Genomic DNA, 18,570 nt, shown 5'->3' on the forward strand with positions numbered 1-18,570 from the left:
GGAAACGGGTTCCCGCAGAGCCAATTCCTTAACGGGTGATGGCGTAAACTTCTCCGCCTTTCGCCTGGATCAGCAGCTTGTCACCGGCGACAACCGGTTCAGTCTGGAAGCCATCGCTGTCCAGTTTCTGCTGCGCCACGAAGCGGCCGTCAAGGGTGTTGATCCAGTGCAGATAACCTTCGCTATCACCCACCACCAGATAACCGTTGAACAGCACCGGCGAGGTTAGATTACGATGCAGCAGATCGCTTTGACGCCAGATGGCCACGCCACCGTCAGCATTCAGGGCAATCACGCGGTCATCCTGATCGACCAGATAGATACGACCCGCATCCACCACCATGTCTTTCACGCCGCCAATCTCACGCTTCCACAGAACCTGACCAGAACGCAGTTCCAGTGCGGTGAGGTTGCCGTTATACGCCAGCGCATAAATCACACCGTTTACCACGACTGGCGTGGTATCGACGTCGCTCAGGCGATCGATTTCCGTTGCGCCGCTTGGCTGCGAAATACGCTGCTGCCAAATCAGCTGACCTTGGTTGACGATGACTGCGCTCACGCGGCCATTGTCGCCACCAACAATTGCGCCACCAAAGGCCACGGTCGGAGCCGATTCACCGCGCAGTGACAGCGCAGGCATATCGAGGTTGACGGTCCATTTGATCACGCCAGTGCTCTGATCAAGACCTTGCAACATACCGTTGCTGGTGTGGATCAGCACTAAACCGTCGCTCACTACCGGACGCGACAGCGCTTCACCGGCGACCTTGGTCTGCCAGGCAATGCCACCATCGCTGGTATTCAACGCAAATACCTGACCACGTTCGCTACCGATATAGATGCGATCGCCGCTGGCCGTTACGCCGCCAGAAAGCAGTGCCGAGATGTTTTTCGAGAAGAAGCCGGTTTTCTCAGAGAGATCGACTTTCCATTTCTCTTTACCATTGCTGGCATCAAGCGCTTTAACCACACCAAAACGATCCGCAGCATACACGGTACCGTCCAGCCAGGCTGGATGCAGATTGGAATAGAAATCACCAACGCCGTCTCCGACTGAGGTGCTCCACGCGGTCTGCGGCGTAAACTGGTTTTCCACTTTAGGCAGCGGGGCCATTTTCACTACATCTTCTTCGCCGCTGAACAGCGAGCAACCGCTGAGCAGAGTGACTGAAATCAGCCCTGGCAGCAGGTATTTACGTAATTCCATGTGCGCTCTCTTGACTGGCTTAACTTAAGTTATTCATCTTCATCTGCAGCATTTGCTTCAGCGCAGGAGAGGCCTGCGATTCAGCACCTTTGCTCCAGGCATCACGCGCGCCCTGCTTATCGCCTTTGCTCAGCAGTGCTTCGCCACGAATGTCCGCCACAATGGCTGTCCAGCCATCACCTTTAACATTGTTAAGGGTAGAAAGTGCGGCATCGGCCTGACTTTGCTGCAACTGAATGCGTGCCAGACGCAGGTTAATCACCGCCTGCAGGTTGGCATCTTTGGTATCTTTCAGCCCACTCTGTAACAGAGTGATAGCTTTATCGAGCTGATTGGTTTCAACATACTGCTTCGCCAGATCCAGCGACGCCAACGCACCATAGGTGTTGTTGTTTTCGCTAGCGAAAGTGGCTACCGCTGCCAGCGAATCCGGCTTGTCCGCCTGCATCGCACTGGTAAGCTGTTGATATTCTGCTGATGCCGCTTTATCGGTTCCTTCCTGATGGCTGGACCAGAAACGCCAGCCACCCAGCGCAGCGATACCGATGATTACGCCAACGGCCAGGAATTTGCCATTGTTGGCAAAGAACTGACGCAGTGCGTCAACTTGTTCGTTTTCGTTGCTGTAAACTTCCACGCAATCCCTCTCTTTAAAATGGCTGTTGCAGTGCTGCGCTTACTGCAGCAGCGTGCGCAACGTCGCAGCGGCGTCGCTCTGAGCCAGCGTCTGTTGATCGCCAGTACGCAAGTCTTTCACCACAACCTGGCCCGCTTTCACTTCATCTTCGCCCAGCACCAGCGCAATGCGTGCGCCCCACTTGTCTGCACGTCCAAACTGCTTCTTGAAGTTACCGCCACCGAAGTTGGTCATCAGCTTCAATGCCGGATCAGCATCACGTAGTTTTTCCGCCAGTTGCATCGCGGCGGACTGAACGCCCTGCCCCGAAGCGATAACATAGACATCAACAATGCGCGTCGGTTCAAATTCTGGATTAACCGCTTGCACCAGCAATACCAAACGCTCCATGCCCATGGCAAAACCAACCGCTGGCGTGGCACGGCCACCCAACTGTTCAACTAAACCATCGTAACGTCCGCCGCCGCATACGGTGCCCTGCGAACCGAGGCTGCTGGTCACCCATTCAAACACGGTACGGTTGTAGTAATCGAGGCCGCGTACCAGGCGCTGGTTAATGCGATATTTAATGTCCGCGTCGTCCAGCAAGGCGCACAACCCGCTGAAGTGCTCGCGTGACTCCTCATCAAGGAATTCGCCCAGCGTTGGCGCATCGTTTAACAGTTTCTGGATGTCAGGATTTTTGCTGTCGAGCACGCGCAGTGGATTGGTGTACATGCGGCGTTTGCAATCTTCGTCGAGTACGTCCTGATGTTGCTCCAGGAACGCTACCAGCGCGCTGCGGTAGTTGGCGCGCGCGTCCAGCGAACCGATAGAGTTCAGCTCAAGCTCAACGTGATCGGCGATACCCAACGCTTTCCACCAGCGCGCGGTCATCATGATCAGCTCAGCATCCACGTCCGGGCCTTGCAGACCAAAGACTTCCACACCCATCTGGTGGAACTGGCGATAACGACCTTTCTGCGGACGCTCGTAGCGGAACATCGGGCCGGTGTACCACAGACGCTGTTCCTGATTGTACAGCAGACCGTGCTCGATACCGGCGCGCACGCAACCTGCGGTGCCTTCCGGACGCAGCGTCAGGCTTTCGCCGTTGCGGTCTTCAAAGGTGTACATCTCTTTCTCAACCACGTCGGTGACTTCACCGATCGCGCGGCTGAACAACGGGGTGTGCTCAACGATTGGCAAACGGATTTCACTGTAACCATAGCTGGCCAGCACCTGCTTAAGGGTGCCTTCAATACGCTGCCAAATCGCGGTATCCGCCGGCAGGTAATCGTTCATCCCGCGAATCGCTTGAATATTCTTCGCCACGTTAGAATCTCTTTAAGACAAAAAAACCTGAGCGGCATCATACCTTATGAGGATGAAACCGCACAGGTTCAATCACAAACTGGCACGCGACAGGCGCGCACCACGATTATTTTTCCAGCTGCTGCACGTTGATGCGGCGGCTTTCATCCAGCATGCTAGCCTTGGCGCGAATACGCGCTTCCAGCTGGTCGATCATGTCGTTGTTATCGAGACGATCGCGCTGGCGCACACCATCTTCGTAAAAGCCGCTTTTCTTGGCGCCGCCGGTCACGCCGAGAGTTGAAACTGTCGCTTCACCCGGACCGTTCACCACGCAACCGATGATGGAAATATCCATCGGCGTGATGATGTCTTCCAAACGCTCTTCCAGCGCATTCACCGTACCGATGACATCAAACTCCTGACGCGAGCAAGTCGGGCAAGCAATAAAGTTGATGCCGCGCGCGCGGATGCGCAGAGATTTGAGGATGTCGTAGCCGACTTTCACTTCTTCAACCGGATCGGCCGCCAGCGAAATACGCAGCGTATCGCCAATGCCTTCGGCCAGCAGCAGACCTAAACCGATCGCCGATTTCACAGAACCCGCACGCGCGCCGCCCGCTTCGGTGATACCGAGGTGCAGCGGCTGATCGATGGCTTTCGCCAGCAGACGATAGGATTCAACGGCAAGGAAGACGTCGGAGGCTTTGACGCTCACTTTGAACTGATCAAAGTTGAGGCGATCGAGGTGATCAACATGGCGCATGGCGGATTCGAGCAGCGCTTGCGGCGTTGGCTCGCCGTATTTTTCCTGCAGATCTTTTTCCAGCGAACCGGCATTCACGCCGATACGGATCGGAATATTGTAATGACGCGCACAATCCACCACCTGGCGGATACGCTCATTGTTGCCGATGTTGCCTGGATTGATACGCAAACAATCCACGCCATATTCAGCGACTTTCAGTGCGATGCGATAGTCAAAGTGAATGTCCGCTACCAGCGGCACGTTGACCTGTTGCTTAATCAGTTTGAAGGCTTCAGCCGCATCCATCGTGGGAACGGAGACGCGCACGATATCAACCCCGACGCGCTCAAGCTGGCGAATCTGGTTAACGGTGGCGTCCACATCAGTGGTGCGGGTGTTGGTCATTGACTGAACGGCGATGGGCGCACCATCGCCAACTGGCACCTTGCCGACGTAAATCCGTGTTGATTTGCGACGGATAATGGGTGCTTCGTTATGCATATTCTCTCTCCACAATTACCCGGAAAGCGCGCTGCGCGTTATTGCGCACCCAGCGTCAGACGGGCAACCTGGTTATTACGGATAAAACGACTTAAATCAACGGGCTGATTCTGATATTGCACGTCAACCGCACTTGGTGCGCCAATTTTCAGACGATACGGAGCCGTTCCGGACAAACTCAGCTTACCGCCGCTACGTTGCAGACCGCTGAACAACTTCCTGCCGGTCGCATCGCTGACTTCCAGCCAGCAATCGGCTTTGAAGTTCATCACGATGGCATTCGGATCGCCTGCCGGTTGGCTGACTGCCGCATTTCCGGTAGGCATTTGGCCGGCAGGAACGCTGTTGGCTGGGGCCGGAGACGTCGCCGCTGGCGGTGCCGTATCAATCGGCGCCTGGCTTGGCGAAACCACGGCGTTGTCGCTGCCGTTGGTTTGCGCGGTATTACTCGTGCTCGCCGCAGGTGCGGCGGTATTGCTTTCCGGCGTGGCGACAGCGCCAGCACCGTTATCAACTGGCGTACCGGCAGCGTTGGTATCCGCATCGGCATTACTGTCGGTGCTGTTATCGCCCAATGGAATGGACTGGCTATTGTCGCCGCTGCCGTTTTGATCGGCCATCGACACCAAATCAGCCTGTGACGCTTTATGGTTCTGCCACCACCACGCACCGGTTAAACCGACTACGACAAAAATCACCAACCAGGTGAAGATCATCAGCCAGCCATCGCGCTTTTTACGACGCTTACCCAATGAGAAGCTCTGCATCGGCTCGATCTTGGCCGCGCGCACCGGAGCCTGTTTTGCCATCATCGGCAGCAGGTCATCTTCCGGTACATGCACCAGTCGGGCATAGGAGCGAATGTATCCGCGCAGGAATGTCGACGCTAAATCAGCAGGTGACTTATCCTCTTCAATATCACGCACGGTAGTAAGTTTCAGGCACAGGCGTTCAGCGACGTTTTGCTGGGTCAGCCCCATCTGCTCACGGGCCAGACGCAGGCGTTCACCTGTGGAATGTACTGCAGAATTCTCTTGAGTGGCTTCAGTATTCATTAGCTAAATAACGCTGGTACTGTATCGATTGTGGAAAACTTCGCGCCAACCGGTCGCCATAACGTGTAACGTCAGCAGCGTTTCCCTGTTGCGCGGCGAAACGTATCTGTAACCACAGGCTCTCTGCCGTTGCCGGCAAACGCTGATGGTACACTTCTAAAAGCAGCGGAACCGACTGCTGTTCCTGCTGTTCAAGCCGCCTTTCCACTTCCCTTAGCAGTTGACTGCCCTGCTCCGGTGCGGCATCCAGCGCGTAACCTAACTGCTCGCGCGCTGCGGCACTCTCATCAGCCTGCAGGTAACAATAGCCCGAAAACAGGAATGCATCCTGACGAGCATCGATTTCCTGCGCCTCAATTGCCAGCTTAAACTGTTGATGCGCTTCGTCATACTGCCTTAAACCGCAGAGAAACGCACCGTAATTGTTAGCCACATAACCATTCAACGGCGCTAACTGCTGCGCCCGCTGGTAGTGCCAGCGAGTTTGCGCGCTATTCTGCTGAGCCTGCGCCACCCGAGCAAGGGCCAACGGGACACGATAATCTTTTGGCGCTGCCTGCTGAGCACGCAATAAATTGCGCTGTGCGGCGGCATAATCCTTCACCGCCAGGTAGTGCAATCCAAGCTGCAAACGAATATCCGCTGCGCTTTGCTGTGCGGGATGATTGACACAACCGGTTACAACAAAGCCAGCCAGAATCGCTGCGGGTAATCCTTTACGCATTTCAGTCTCTCCATGAAAAATATGCGGAGAGACTGACATGAGTTACGCCCGGTGAATATCAGCAGGCGCTGGCTTTCAGAGCGCCTTCACAGAGATGGCTTCGCCTGCCATTTTCTTACGCAGCGTACGCTTGGTACGGTCGATTACATCACCCGCCAGCTGACCACAAGCGGCGTCGATATCGTCACCACGGGTTTTACGCACGATGGTGGTGAAACCGTAATCCATCAGGACTTTGGAGAAGCGGTCGATACGGCTGTTGGAGCTACGGCCATACGGCGCGCCGGGGAACGGGTTCCACGGAATCAGGTTGATTTTGCACGGCGTCTCTTTCAGCAGTGCCGCCAGCTCATGCGCGTTGTCGGTGCTGTCATTGACGTGATCCAACATCACGTACTCAATGGTGACACGGCCCTGATTGGCGTTGGATTTGCCGATGTAGCGTTTTACCGCCGCAAGGAAAGTCTCGATGTTGTACTTTTTGTTGATCGGCACGATCTCGTCACGAATCGCATCGTTTGGCGCATGCAGCGAAATCGCCAGCGCTACGTCGATCATGTCGCCCAGCTTGTCCAGCGCCGGCACTACACCCGAAGTGGAGAGCGTAACGCGACGTTTTGACAGGCCGAAACCAAAGTCGTCCAGCATGATGTCCATTGCCGGTACCACGTTGTTCAGGTTCAGCAGCGGCTCGCCCATGCCCATCATCACCACGTTGGTGATCGGGCGCTGACCGGTAATTTTTGCGGCACCGATGATTTTCGCGGCGCGCCATACCTGGCCGATAATTTCTGATACGCGCAGGTTACGGTTAAAGCCCTGCTGCGCCGTCGAACAGAACTTGCACTCCAGCGCACAGCCTACCTGCGAAGAGACGCACAAAGTTGCGCGATCTGCTTCCGGGATATAGACGGTTTCAACCAGCTGGTCGCCCACGCGGATCGCCCATTTAATGGTGCCATCGGTGGAACGCATCTCTTCCGCCACTTCCGGCGCACGGATTTCAGCGCGCTGCATCAGCTTACCGCGCAGCACTTTGTTGATGTCGGTCATCTGCTCGAAATCATCGCAGCAGTAGTGATACATCCACTTCATGACCTGATCGGCACGGAACGGCTTTTCGCCCATCTCAAGAAAGAATTCGCGCATCTGCTGACGGTTAAGATCCAGCAGGTTAATTTTTTCATTTTTTGGGGAAACAACCACGGGGGAAGCGGACGACGGCGTCACAATCTGTTCGGACATAATGTTCTCTGGCCTCGTTGTTACACGTTACGGCTCTGGTTAATAGTAGGAAAAAAACAGCGCCCTCGCTGAGGCTGGCTCAACAAGGGCGCATAATTGTACTACATCTGCTGCATGATGCCAGGGGAACCGTTTCACAGATGTTGAACAGCTGTAAAGACGCGTGTTCGCTTAGGCGATCAACGCACTTAGCGAGTGCGTGGGCAGACTTCGTTTTCTGCGAAGAAGTACGCGATTTCGCGTGCTGCAGATTCAGCAGAGTCAGAACCGTGGGTCGCGTTCTCGGTGAAGCTGTCCGCGTAATCAGCACGCAGAGTACCTGCCAGCGCGTTGTCTGGGTTAGTTGCACCCATCAGATCGCGGTGACGCTGAACGGCGTTTTCGCCTTCCAGTACAGAAACCACAACTGGGCCAGAAGTCATGAATTCAACCAGACCATCAAAGAATGGACGGCCTTTATGCTCAGCGTAGAAGCCTTCAGCCTGCTCTTTGGTCAGGTGCAGCATTTTTGCGCCAACGATTTTGAAGCCCGCGCTTTCAAAACGGTTATAGATTGCACCAATCACGTTCTTAGCGACGGCGTTTGGTTTCACGATTGAGAAAGTACGTTCGATTGCCATGTTGACCTCTAGTTAGCATCCTGAAGAATCCGGGAGCTCCTCCCGGTAAGAAAACGCGCCGATTATAGGGATATCATGGCGCGTTGCCTATTAGCGATTAGCGGAATTATTGAAAATAATTGATTTTTGTCGGGGCGCGCAGGCAAAAAGTATGCCATATCCATGCACTCAACCGCGGGTAAAGGCCACCGATGAGAGCTGCCCCGCTTCATCCATCACCACCAGTTGATAACTTCCCGGCTCATCCAGCACCAGCGCCGCACTATTATTATTCGCGTCCCGCTCCAGCGGCTGTCCGTTTAAAAACCACCAGCGCTGCTCACCTTGTCCGCCCTGCACCGCTACCGGCATCACCAGCACAACTTTACCCGGAAGCGGTTGAACGCGCTGGCCGTTGATCACACCGGTAATCACCATCGGCGGCGCGTTGCCCTGATTGAGCGGCGGACAAGCAGGATCGATCGGCGGCAAGCGCTGAGCACGGCGTTCAGCTACCGGCAACCAGGGTTCAAGCGGCAGCGGCCACATCAGGCGCTCGTGGCTTTGTGCATCCGGGCAATCGGCCGCCACGCGTAATCCCCGGCTGTTCTGCCAGTAGCGCTGGCGCAAACCATTAACGCCTTCCTGCCCCGGCGCCAGCAGCGTTGGCGGCACGGTTTGATTCAATACCCAACTCTGACGACGCTGGCGACAATTCTCGTCGCCGATGGGCAACGGTTGACCGCCAGGCCAGCAAATGCTCATGGCGCTGACCGCTTGCGGACGCGGATCGCGCGGCGCACCGTTCACCGGCATATGGCCAGCCAGCAAATTATTGACCTGATTCATCACCGGTACCGCCGAAGCAAAACCAAATTGCCCGGCGACCGGCGTCGCATCGGGTCGCCCAACCCACACGCCAATCAGATAGCGCGGCGTAATGCCAATCGTCCATGCATCGCGATAGCCATAGCTGGTACCGGTTTTCCACGCCAATGGGGCGATCTCCGGCACCGTGCCGCTGGCCGGAGGTTGCGCCGCGCCAGCCAAAATGCGCCGTACAATCCATGCCGCACCCGGCGACAATAGCGGCCTTTCCTGCAGCGGTTGTGTCGTCAGCCAGCGCAAGTGTGCCGCATTGCCGTGACGGGCAAAAGCGCTGTAGGCCGCCACAATCTCATCCATGCGCGCGCCGGTACCGCCCAGCACCAGCGACAGATTGGGTTCTGCGCCGGCTGGAAAGCGCAGATTCAATCCCACGTTACGCAAGCGCGCGGCGACACTTTTTGGCCCCAGCGCATCCAGCAGCTGGACCGCAGGGAGATTGAGCGATCGCTCCAGCGCATCGCTGGCGCTCACCGGTCCGTGAAAACCCGAGTCGAAGTTACCGGGACGATAGTCACCGAAGCGGCGCGGCACATCCTGCAGCAGCGATTCACCATGTATCAACCCATCGTCCAGCGCCATGCCATAGACAAAGGGCTTCAGCACTGATCCGGGCGATCGCACGCTGGCGATCATATCGACGTGACCAAAACGGCTGTCGTCATTGAAATCCACCGAACCGACATAGCCGCGCACTTTCATGTTTTGGTGATCCACCACCAGCAGCGCCAACGAGGTGCGCGGCGGCAAGTTGCTTTTTAGCGACGCCGCCAGATTCTCCAGTTCGCGCTGCAGCGACACATCAATTGTTGAGGTGATTTTGTTGTCGGGTGACAGCGACAACAAGCGGCGGGCCAGCAGCGGCGCACGTTGCGGCATTTGGCGAGGCGGCAGCCACACCGCTTCTTGTTTGATATCGGCGACATCCTGCACTGACCAGACGTGATATTGCGCGAGGCGATCCAGCACCTTGTTGCGTGCGGCTTCGGCGCGCTGTGGCCAGCGGTCGGGCCGCAGGCGGCTCGGCGCCTGAGGCAACACCGCCAGCAGCGCCGCTTCCCCTTTGGTAAGTTGCGAAGGCGGTTTTCCCAGCCACATCCAGCTCGCCGCGCCAACGCCCTCAACCGTGCCGCCAAAAGGGGCGCGATTGAGATACAGTGTGAGGATGTCGCGTTTAGAGAGATGATATTCGAGCTGTAGCGCACGCCACGCCTGCACCACTTTACCGCGCAGCGTGCGCGGTTGCGGATCAATAAGTCGCGCCACCTGCATAGTGAGCGTGCTGCCGCCGGAGACCACGCCGTGATGCAGCACGTTCTGCCCGACAGCGCGCACAATCGCCATCGGATTGATGCCGGGATGATGCCAAAACCAGCGATCTTCGTAAGTCAGCAGCGCCTCGATATAAGCGGGCGAGACATCCTCCAGCGTCACCGGATAGCGCCACACGCCTTGTTGATCAGCAAAGCGCCACAGTGGCGTACCGTCTTCGGCTACCACCACGCGCGCCGGCTGCAACTCACGCAGCGGCAGCGGCGTAAGTCGATCCAGCAGCCACAGCGCGGCCAGCAAAATCAGTAAAAAAAGCGGCAGCCAGCGCCACCGCTTTAGTTGCTTACTTCCAAACATCAATGGTTAACGCACATTGAGTTTTTGCGGCGTGCTGCCAATCGCGCGCCATTCCGGCACATACATCGATTCCACCTGCGGCGGCGGCAAGCGATAGCTGCCCGGCGTGACCGCGCGCGCCAGATACAGCAGCGTGCCCGGCGTGTAGCCATCCAGCGCCAGCGCGGCGACAAAGCGGTCGTCACGGAATTCGATATGCTTAATGTTGGCTTGCTGCATATCCATCATGCTCTCTTTCAGCGCATCGGCACTGTCGCCTAAACTGGCGCTGCTGTCGCTCAGGTTCTGGTTTTCCAGCTCAAGTCCAGCAGGCAGCAGATCCACCACCAGCGCATCACTGACGCGCTCGCTGGCCGCGACTTTGAGACGTACCACCAGCAGTTCACCACTTTTCAGGTTGGTGAGATCCGCTGGCTTACCATCCAGCGTGAAGTACTCACGACTGATCTGCAGCACGTTGCTCATCGGCGACGGTGCGGTGCGCGGATAGCCCACCACATTTAGCGTGCCGTAAAGCGGCGACGCGTTGTCGCTTTTCACCGACACGCCCTGGCGCAGCTGATCTTCCGTCATACCAATATTGAGCGGCTGATTGCTGCTGAGCGGTTCCGCTTTGCCTTGTAGTGTCGCCTGCCAGCTTTCGCCTTTATGTTGCTGCAAGGTGCGGGCGGCTAGGAACAACGCGTTGTTTTCCTGCGTCGAGAACCAGCGCTGTCCATGCACGGCTTTCGCCAGATCGATCAGCAGCGGACCTTGCATCTCCGGCAGCAGCTGGTTTTCCGTCAACAGCGACAAAATCAGTGCGCGATCGCGCACCGGGCTGCCGTAATCGCCGAGCCAGCTGTTAGGCTTACGTTCCAGCCCAATGCCCTGCGCCAGCGCCAGTTGTGCGCGCTGTTGATCGCCCATCAGCTTCAACGCCACGCCAAGCTGCACCATCGCCAGGCCGGATTTAGCCTGATCGCGCTTTTCATACAGCGCACGCAACGCGCCGAGCGGTGCCTGCTGCTGACGTGCCAGCACCAATCCGGCATAGGCCTGCACGCTGAAACGCAAACCATCGGCATCGCTGCTCCAGCTGGTTTCGATCTGCGCGGGATCCTGCAGATAGCGCAGCAGACGTTCGTCGGCGCGGGTAATCACACCATCCGGCACGCTGTAGCCGGCTTCGCTGGCGCGCAGCAGGAAATCAGTGACGTAAGCCGTCAGCCAGAACTCTTCCTGGCTCTCTTTGCTCCACAAACCGAAGCTGCCGTTGCCGCGCTGCATGCCGGCAAGGCGCGCGATGCCGGTATCAATCGAGGCGCGACGCGCTTCATCGTTGCTGGTTTTGATGCCCATAGCCGTCAGCTGCGCATGGTTGGTGAACACCGACGGCCAAATGCCGCTGGCGGTCTGTTCAAGGCAGCCATAAGGATAGGCATACAGCGAACTGATATAGCTGGCGATATTCAGCGGTGGACGGTTGCTGAGTGACAGCTGTCCGCTCAAGGTATCCTGCTGCAAACCATTGAAGGCGCCCGCCATCACCTGCCAGTTTTGGCCGGTTTGCATCACGTTATCGAAGCTCAGCGTTTGTGCCGGATACGCCGGACGCACGCCAATTTTCCATTTTCGCTCGCTGGCGGCCAGCGTTTCGCCCGGCAAACTCATGCCGGACACCTTGACCTGCACATCGCCCTCACCAAAGCCGCCCTGCGCTTTGACCGGAATTTGCAAAGTGGTGCGCGCGCCTTTCGCCAGCTGCACGCTGGCGGGGATCTGGCCGTTAAGAGCGATCAGCCCGCTGGCCGTGACGTTGATTTTCAGCGTCTGCAGTTGATCGGTGAGGTTGGTGAGATCCAGCGCCAGCGTAGATTGATCGCCGCTGGCCAGGAAGCGCGGCGTCGCCAGTTCACTGATCAACGGTGCAGCAACCACCAGCTTGCGATCGACCGAGCCGAAGCTGTCGTCGCTCCACACCTGCGCCATCAAACGCAGTTCGCCATTAAACGCCGGAATTGGCAGTTCCAGCGTACCTTCGCCATTGGCATCCAGCGTTACGGGCTGCAACTGCTGCGCCACAATCTGCACCTCTGTGACCGGTTTTTTACCGCCGCGCGACAGCGCATCGGCATCGTCGCCGTCACCACCAAAGCGCAGCGCGGCCAGCTTGCCACCGCCTTCAATCAGCTGACCAAACACATCGTACTGATCGGCGTTGTAGCGCTTACGGCCAAAAAACGCGTCCCACGGATTCGGGGTTTTGTAATCGGTAATGTTAAGCACGCCGCTGTCCACCGCCGAGAGCAATACCTGAACCTGCTGCGGCAACGCGCCACCTTCACGACTGGCTTTGACCTTCACTTTTAGCGTCTGCTCAGGACGAATTTTATCCGGCGCGTCGAGCGCTAAGCTGAGGCGACGCGCTTCAGTCGTCATCGGCAGATGCAGCAAGCCCACCGCACGTTTCGGCGTGACGCCGCTGGCTTTGTCGCCGTCACGCACCACGATGGCGCTGAGATAGAGATCGTGTCGCTTCCAGCTGTCGCTAATCGGTACATCAATGGTCGCGCCGCCCGCCGGAACGTTTAGCGGTTGCCACCACAGCGTGCCACTGCTGGATTCCACCATCAGATAGCCTTTACCGGCAGCAGGCGATTCCACCTGCACATGCGCGGTGTCGCCCGCCTGATAGGCAGTTTTATCGATTTTCAGTTTGACCTGATCCGGACGCAGTGCGCCGGTGCCGTTGGTGTTGTCCTGCCACCAATATCCGGCCTGGAAGCGCACGCTGCTAATGATGTTGTCGCCGGCATGCACTTCCAGGCGATAGGTGCCCCACTCCACCGGGAAGCTCACTTTCTGGCTGCCGCCCGCTGCAATAGTGATGCGCTGCTGCTCCTCCTGCAGATCCTTTTGATCGAAGCGCGACTGCCAGCCTTCGCTGTCGGAGAAGCTCCAGTAATAGTCGCGACGTTCGTGGATCAGGCGCACATCAAGATCTGACGCCGCCAGTTTTTCGCCCTGCGGATTGGCGTAGACCACGTCGAACTCCGCCAGACTGTTTTCCGCGACGGTCGGCTCATCGTGATAACGGTCGGTGCGATAGTCATATACCGATTCGCTGTTAAACAGCGGACGAATGCCAGGCAGCGCCGGAGCCGGCCAAATTGCCTGAGTCGCGCGGCGCGTCACCGGACGGCCGCCAGTTTCCAGCAGGCTGGCTTGCAGAATCAGATTGAGCGGCGAATGGCTCTCTTTCCAGCTGCTCTCAACGTTGAGTTGCAACTTACCGCTCTCATCCAGCTTCTCATCCACATCATTGAGTGAACGCTTCAGCTCTTCAGTGATGTCGCCAAATTGATAGCCTGGCAGCGCGGCCACCGCTTCACGTGCCGGGCGCAGGAACAGCTGCCCTTGCAACTCGTTACCTGCGGCAGGCGCACCGTACAAATAGCGGCCTTCGACCGCAAAAGTAATGTCGTCATCTGGCGTCACCGGCTGCGCGCTGTTGGTTAGATCCAGTGCCATGCGCTCTGGCAGGAAATCTTCGACGTGGAACGGCCAGCTACGCGGCTGGTTATCGCCGCTGTTGATGCGCAGCGTCCATTCGCCAGTCATTGCGGAAGCAGGTAATGCAAAGCGATGTTGATAGACGCCGTTTTCCGGCTGCCAGACAAAGGTCTGCGACACTTCGCCATTCGGCTGCACCACTTCGGCTTTCACCGGCTGCGGCGGCAATGGTTTGCCGTCAGCATCACGCAGCAGCGCGTTGACGATCACCGTTTCACCCGGACGATAGAGATCGCGCGGACCAAATACGAAGAACTGTTTGTCGTAGCCTTGCGGACCATCAATCGGAAACTCAGCCAGATCCAGCGCCGGACGATTGAGATCGATCAGCGAGGTTTGGCCCTTTTGCGTCGCCAGCAGCAGTTTGCCTTTGGCATTCGCCGGTAAGCGCAGATGACCGTTGCTGTCGCTGGTGCCGCTGGCGAGTTGTTTGCCTTTTTCATCCAGCAACTGCACGCTGACATCATCCAGCGGCGCGCCGTTGGCCAGGCTTTGGGCGAACAGTTCCAACTGTTCGGGGAATTGGTGCAGCGACAAACCGATGTCGCTCAATGTGAAGAGGGTCGCCGGCTGCGTGTAGTTGTAGGTTCCGGCCTGTTTCATCACCGCCAGATAGACGCCCGGCTGTTTCAGCGCATCGACATCGCCCAGCGGCAGCTGCATTTTCTCGCGCGTGTTGCGTGCCGGATTAAGATCGAAGCGGGCGCCGTAAACCAGATCGGCATTCTTCAGTAGCTCGCGCGATTCCCAGTACGACATGTTGTTGCCGTAATTCCACTGGGCGAGAAAATCGGCCAGCGAGGCACTTTTCACGCGGAAGAAATCGACGTCGACGTTATTCACATTTAATGCCAGCACCGGCAAACCCTGCGTCAGACGCAGCGGCAACAGCGATCCGCGACTGGCAAAACCCACCATCGGCTGGATATCGCGCGTGGTGAGTGTTTGATTAAATGGCGTGGATAAGGTGCTGCCATCGGCCGCTTTGAGACCGACATCGACGTTAACCGTCAACTTGCGCGACGGTTCAGGATGACGAAAACGCAGCGCTTTACCGTTTTGCGCCAGCTCCCAGCCGCCGTCGACCTTGCCGCTTTTCTCATCGGTAATTTGCACGTGCGCGGCAAAATCCTGTTTGCTATCAAGCGGCGAGTTGAAGGTCAACACCAGCGCGGCAGCGCCGTCGAGTTGCAGTTCGGAGAAATCAATAACGGACAGCGATTGCGGCGTTGCTGCTGCGGCTGCCGTTTCCTGCGCGTGAATCGTCGAGGTTACGCCGCCCAGTAATACACCACCGATCAGCGCGCTGAGCAGCAGCCGGTTAAAACGTTTTGCCATGGTAATTCCCTCACCAGTCCCAGAAGTTAAGAAAACGTAATTTCGCGCAATTTCACATCAACCCGCCAACTTTAGCAATCACACCCTTGAGATAGCGTTCACATTCCCGGACACTGGGCTTTTCCCGTTTGCTGAGAAGAGGTTGCTATGACAGCCATATTTGTGTCCGCTGATTGGTTGAAAGAACATTACACCGAGGAAACATTGCAGGTGCTTGATGCCCGCATGTTGCCGCCTGGCCAGGAAGCCGTACGCGATCTGCAGGCTGAATATCTGGCTGGCCATCTGCCGAATGCCCCGTTCTTTGACATCGAAGCCTTGTCCGATCACACCTCGCCTTATCCGCACATGATGCCGCGCGCCGAATCCTTTGCGGTGGCGATGCGCGAATTGGGCGTCAGCCAGGATAAACATCTGGTGGTGTATGACGAAGGCAACCTATTCTCGGCACCGCGCGCATGGTGGATGCTGCGTGCCTTTGGCTGCGAAAATGTGTCGATTCTGGCCGGAGGATTACAGGGCTGGAAAGCGGCCGGTTTCGATGTCGCCACCGGACCAGTAAGTTTACCGGAAGGCGAATTCGAAGCGACTTATGATGGCGCACAGGTGAAACGCCTGACCGACGTGCTGCTGATCAGCCACGAAGGCGGCGCGCAAATTGTCGATGCACGCGCGGCCAACCGTTTTAACGCCGAAGTGGATGAACCGCGCCCGGGCTTGCTGCGCGGACATATTCCTCACAGCCTGAACGTGCCGTGGAACAATTTGGTGGTAAATGGTGAACTGAAACCGGCAGCGGAACTGCGCGATCTGTTTGCTCAGGCGGGCGTAAAACTGGATCAGCCAGTGATTGCCAGCTGCGGTTCAGGTGTCACGGCGGTGGTGGTGATTCTGGCGCTGACGTCGTTGGGTGTGCGGGATGTGACGCTGTACGACGGTTCGTGGGGCGAATGGGGCAGCCGCGACGATTTACCGATCGAGAAGTGATAGCAGGTCGCCATAGATGGCGACCTTACTTGTAAAATGCGGATTATATAATCCGCTGGCTGCCCTTAAAATCGCGCAGGAAACTGCCCCAGCGACGTTCATAGAATGGCGTGATGTGGGCAGTAAAGAAGTGGCTCACGCCGCGATCTTCATTCACCACTTCACAAATATCAATGGGTGCATCATCGGCCAGCGTATCCGTTGCTACGCCGCCCGCCGCCTGAATAATTTCATCGATATCGCTATCTGCTTCGATACCAATCAGCAGGTTGGGTTCTTCGGTAGCGCTTTCACGAATGCTGGCGATGTAAGCACGGCGCACCTGTTTGTATTTGGCAAACAGCTGCGTTAACGAATCGACCATCTGCGCTGGCGGCTCGGCCACTTCAGACAGCAGCAGCGCCTGGCCGCCTTCCAGCACGGTTTGCTGGCTCAGCGCACTGCCCTCTTCGCCAATCAGATGCGCGATTTCACCCGGCGAAAACTCTTTGCCCGCTGGCAGCTTCGGATTGAGGAACAGCGTTTCGCCTTGCGTAATCTCAAACAGCGTACGCACTGGCATGCGCAGATAAGGCTGCTCATCTTTGATTGCCTCACCCATCGCTTCTTCGGAGGTGAAGAACGGGATCACGCTGCCGCCACCCTCTTTTTCCCAATGCTGTAATTCGACCGGCGAAGTTGCATCAAACTGCTCAGCGGGACTTTCGCCTGGCACCCAAACATCGGCGTCCAGCAGCAGTTGGAAAAATTCCGGACGGTGCGCAGGCTCGGTGGCCGCCAGCTTCAGCACCTCTTCAAGACGGTTACTCATTTGTCGTATTCCAAAAAAGACGGCAAGCTTACGCCTGCCGTGATGAGGGCTATTTCAGTAACAGATTGGCGACGGTGCGCACACCCAAACCGGTCGCACCAGCGGACCACTGATCCACCGCGCCTTTGCGATACGTCGCGGAGCAGTCAATGTGCAGCCAGCCTTGCTGATATTTGCTGACGAAATGCGACAGGAACGCCGCCGCGCTGCTGGCACCTGCCGCGTGTGACGGGCTGGCGATGTTATTCAGATCGGCAAAGTTCGAAGGCAGATGGCTGCGATGGAACTCGGCCAGCGGCAAGCGCCAGAAGGCTTCGTTTTCGCCGGTCGCGCTGCCAAGCAGCGATTCCGCCAGCACATCGTCAAAGGTAAACAGCGCGTGGTAATCGTTACCCAGAGCAGTTTTCGCCGCGCCGGTCAGCGTTGCCGCATCGATCAGCAGTTCAGGATTCTGTTCGCTGGCATCGATCAGGCCATCGGCCAATACCAGGCGACCTTCCGCATCGGTGTTCATCACTTCTACGGTTTTACCGTTGCGATAGCGAATGATGTCGCCCAGACGGAATGCATTGCCGCTGACCATGTTGTCGGCGCAGCACAGGTACAGTTTCACGCGCTTATTCAGACCGCGCGAAATTGCCAGCGCCAGTGCGCCGGTCAAGGTTGCCGCGCCGCCCATATCGGACTTCATCGAGTCCATAAAAGCGCTTTGCTTCAGGCTGTAACCGCCGGTATCGAAGGTGATACCTTTACCGACCAGACAAGCATAAACCGGCGCACTTTCATCGCCGCTTGGGTTGTAATCCAGCGCCAGCAATACCGGCGCGCGCGTTGAACCACGGCCCACGGTGTGAATACCGGCATAACCCTGCTCGCGCAGATCGTCGCCTTTGGTGATGCGATAGCTCACCGCTTTGCCGCCCACTTCATTGATCAGATCAACCGCGTTATGCGCCAGCTGCTCTGGACTAAGATCTTCCGCCGGCAGGTTGATGGTGTCGCGCACCCAATCAACGATCTTCAGGCGACGCGCAAATTCAGCCTGATCGGCCTCATTGAATTCCGGCCACTCGACCTGGCGTTTGCCTTTCGGGCTGCGATAGCCTTGCCAGAATGCCCAGCACTTATCTAAATCCCAGCCTTCGCCCTGCAGTGAGACGTGACGAATGCCCTGACCGTCCAGCTTGCGACCCGCGCGCTGGATGCTCATCAGCGCATCTGCGCCAGTCAGGTGAATGGTCATGCCACTTTCGTTGCTGCTCAGCAGCGCTTTGTCACCCCAGCGCGCGTCGGCGGCCTGGGAGCTGAGCGTAATTATCATCGGTTGTGTTGTCATCGCGTGGCTCCGTTTGC

At 57.2% G+C, this 18,570-nt stretch carries 13 protein-coding genes; 1 reads left to right on the forward strand and 12 read right to left on the reverse strand.

Annotated features, from left to right (window positions below; genetic code table 11):
- Positions 1-28: 28 nt before the first annotated feature.
- From bamB to ACXIZX_RS13920, 10 genes are all read right to left on the reverse strand, one after another.
- Positions 29-1,210 (reverse strand): outer membrane protein assembly factor BamB, encoded by a 1,182-nt coding sequence (bamB, locus tag ACXIZX_RS13875; protein ID WP_154155662.1) that lies wholly within the window; start codon positions 1,208-1,210, stop codon positions 29-31.
- Between the two features lie 19 nt (positions 1,211-1,229).
- The gene (locus ACXIZX_RS13880) at positions 1,230-1,847 is read right to left on the reverse strand and encodes a YfgM family protein (RefSeq protein ID WP_008108308.1); all 618 of its coding nucleotides are present in this window, start codon (positions 1,845-1,847) and stop codon (positions 1,230-1,232) included.
- Positions 1,848-1,886: 39 nt separating this feature from the next.
- On the reverse strand, positions 1,887-3,161 hold the full coding sequence (gene hisS / locus ACXIZX_RS13885) for a histidine--tRNA ligase (RefSeq protein ID WP_179449875.1): 1,275 nt from the start codon (positions 3,159-3,161) through the stop codon (positions 1,887-1,889).
- 106 nt (positions 3,162-3,267) lie between these two features.
- Positions 3,268-4,389, reverse strand: coding sequence for a flavodoxin-dependent (E)-4-hydroxy-3-methylbut-2-enyl-diphosphate synthase (gene ispG, locus ACXIZX_RS13890; RefSeq protein ID WP_008108306.1), 1,122 nt, complete (start codon positions 4,387-4,389; stop codon positions 3,268-3,270).
- Positions 4,390-4,427: 38 nt separating this feature from the next.
- Complete coding sequence (gene rodZ, locus ACXIZX_RS13895; RefSeq protein WP_179449872.1) at positions 4,428-5,444, reverse strand: cytoskeleton protein RodZ; 1,017 nt, start codon at positions 5,442-5,444, stop codon at positions 4,428-4,430.
- The gene (gene pilW / locus ACXIZX_RS13900) at positions 5,434-6,168 is read right to left on the reverse strand and encodes a type IV pilus biogenesis/stability protein PilW (RefSeq protein WP_154155660.1); all 735 of its coding nucleotides are present in this window, start codon (positions 6,166-6,168) and stop codon (positions 5,434-5,436) included. The genes rodZ and pilW overlap by 11 nt, the downstream gene beginning before the upstream one ends.
- 75 nt (positions 6,169-6,243) lie before the next feature.
- Positions 6,244-7,413, reverse strand: coding sequence for a dual-specificity RNA methyltransferase RlmN (gene rlmN, locus ACXIZX_RS13905; RefSeq protein WP_007884898.1), 1,170 nt, complete (start codon positions 7,411-7,413; stop codon positions 6,244-6,246).
- Between the two features lie 188 nt (positions 7,414-7,601).
- Entirely contained in the window at positions 7,602-8,033 is a 432-nt protein-coding gene (ndk, locus tag ACXIZX_RS13910) for a nucleoside-diphosphate kinase (protein WP_007884899.1), read from the reverse strand.
- 168 nt (positions 8,034-8,201) lie between these two features.
- The gene (pbpC, locus tag ACXIZX_RS13915) at positions 8,202-10,526 is read right to left on the reverse strand and encodes a peptidoglycan glycosyltransferase PbpC (protein WP_479404377.1); all 2,325 of its coding nucleotides are present in this window, start codon (positions 10,524-10,526) and stop codon (positions 8,202-8,204) included.
- A 6-nt stretch (positions 10,527-10,532) separates the two neighbouring features.
- Positions 10,533-15,419, reverse strand: a complete 4,887-nt coding sequence (locus tag ACXIZX_RS13920; RefSeq protein WP_479404378.1) for an alpha-2-macroglobulin family protein — start codon at positions 15,417-15,419, stop codon at positions 10,533-10,535.
- A gap of 147 nt (positions 15,420-15,566) precedes the next feature.
- Between ACXIZX_RS13920 and sseA the strand changes: the two genes are divergently transcribed.
- Positions 15,567-16,406 (forward strand): 3-mercaptopyruvate sulfurtransferase, encoded by an 840-nt coding sequence (gene sseA / locus ACXIZX_RS13925; protein ID WP_179449866.1) that lies wholly within the window; start codon positions 15,567-15,569, stop codon positions 16,404-16,406.
- A gap of 43 nt (positions 16,407-16,449) precedes the next feature.
- Here sseA and sseB read toward each other — a convergent pair whose 3' ends face one another.
- Both sseB and pepB read right to left on the reverse strand, forming a co-directional pair.
- Positions 16,450-17,217 carry an enhanced serine sensitivity protein SseB gene (gene sseB / locus ACXIZX_RS13930; protein WP_008108294.1) on the reverse strand — a complete coding sequence of 256 codons (768 nt, stop codon included), beginning with the start codon at positions 17,215-17,217 and terminating at the stop codon, positions 16,450-16,452.
- Positions 17,218-17,266: 49 nt separating this feature from the next.
- A complete protein-coding gene (pepB, locus tag ACXIZX_RS13935) occupies positions 17,267-18,553 on the reverse strand; it encodes an aminopeptidase PepB (protein WP_179449862.1) in 1,287 nt (428 codons plus the stop codon).
- Positions 18,554-18,570: the final 17 nt, after the last annotated feature.

The sequence above is a fragment of the Candidatus Pantoea symbiotica genome, from assembly GCF_056491525.1.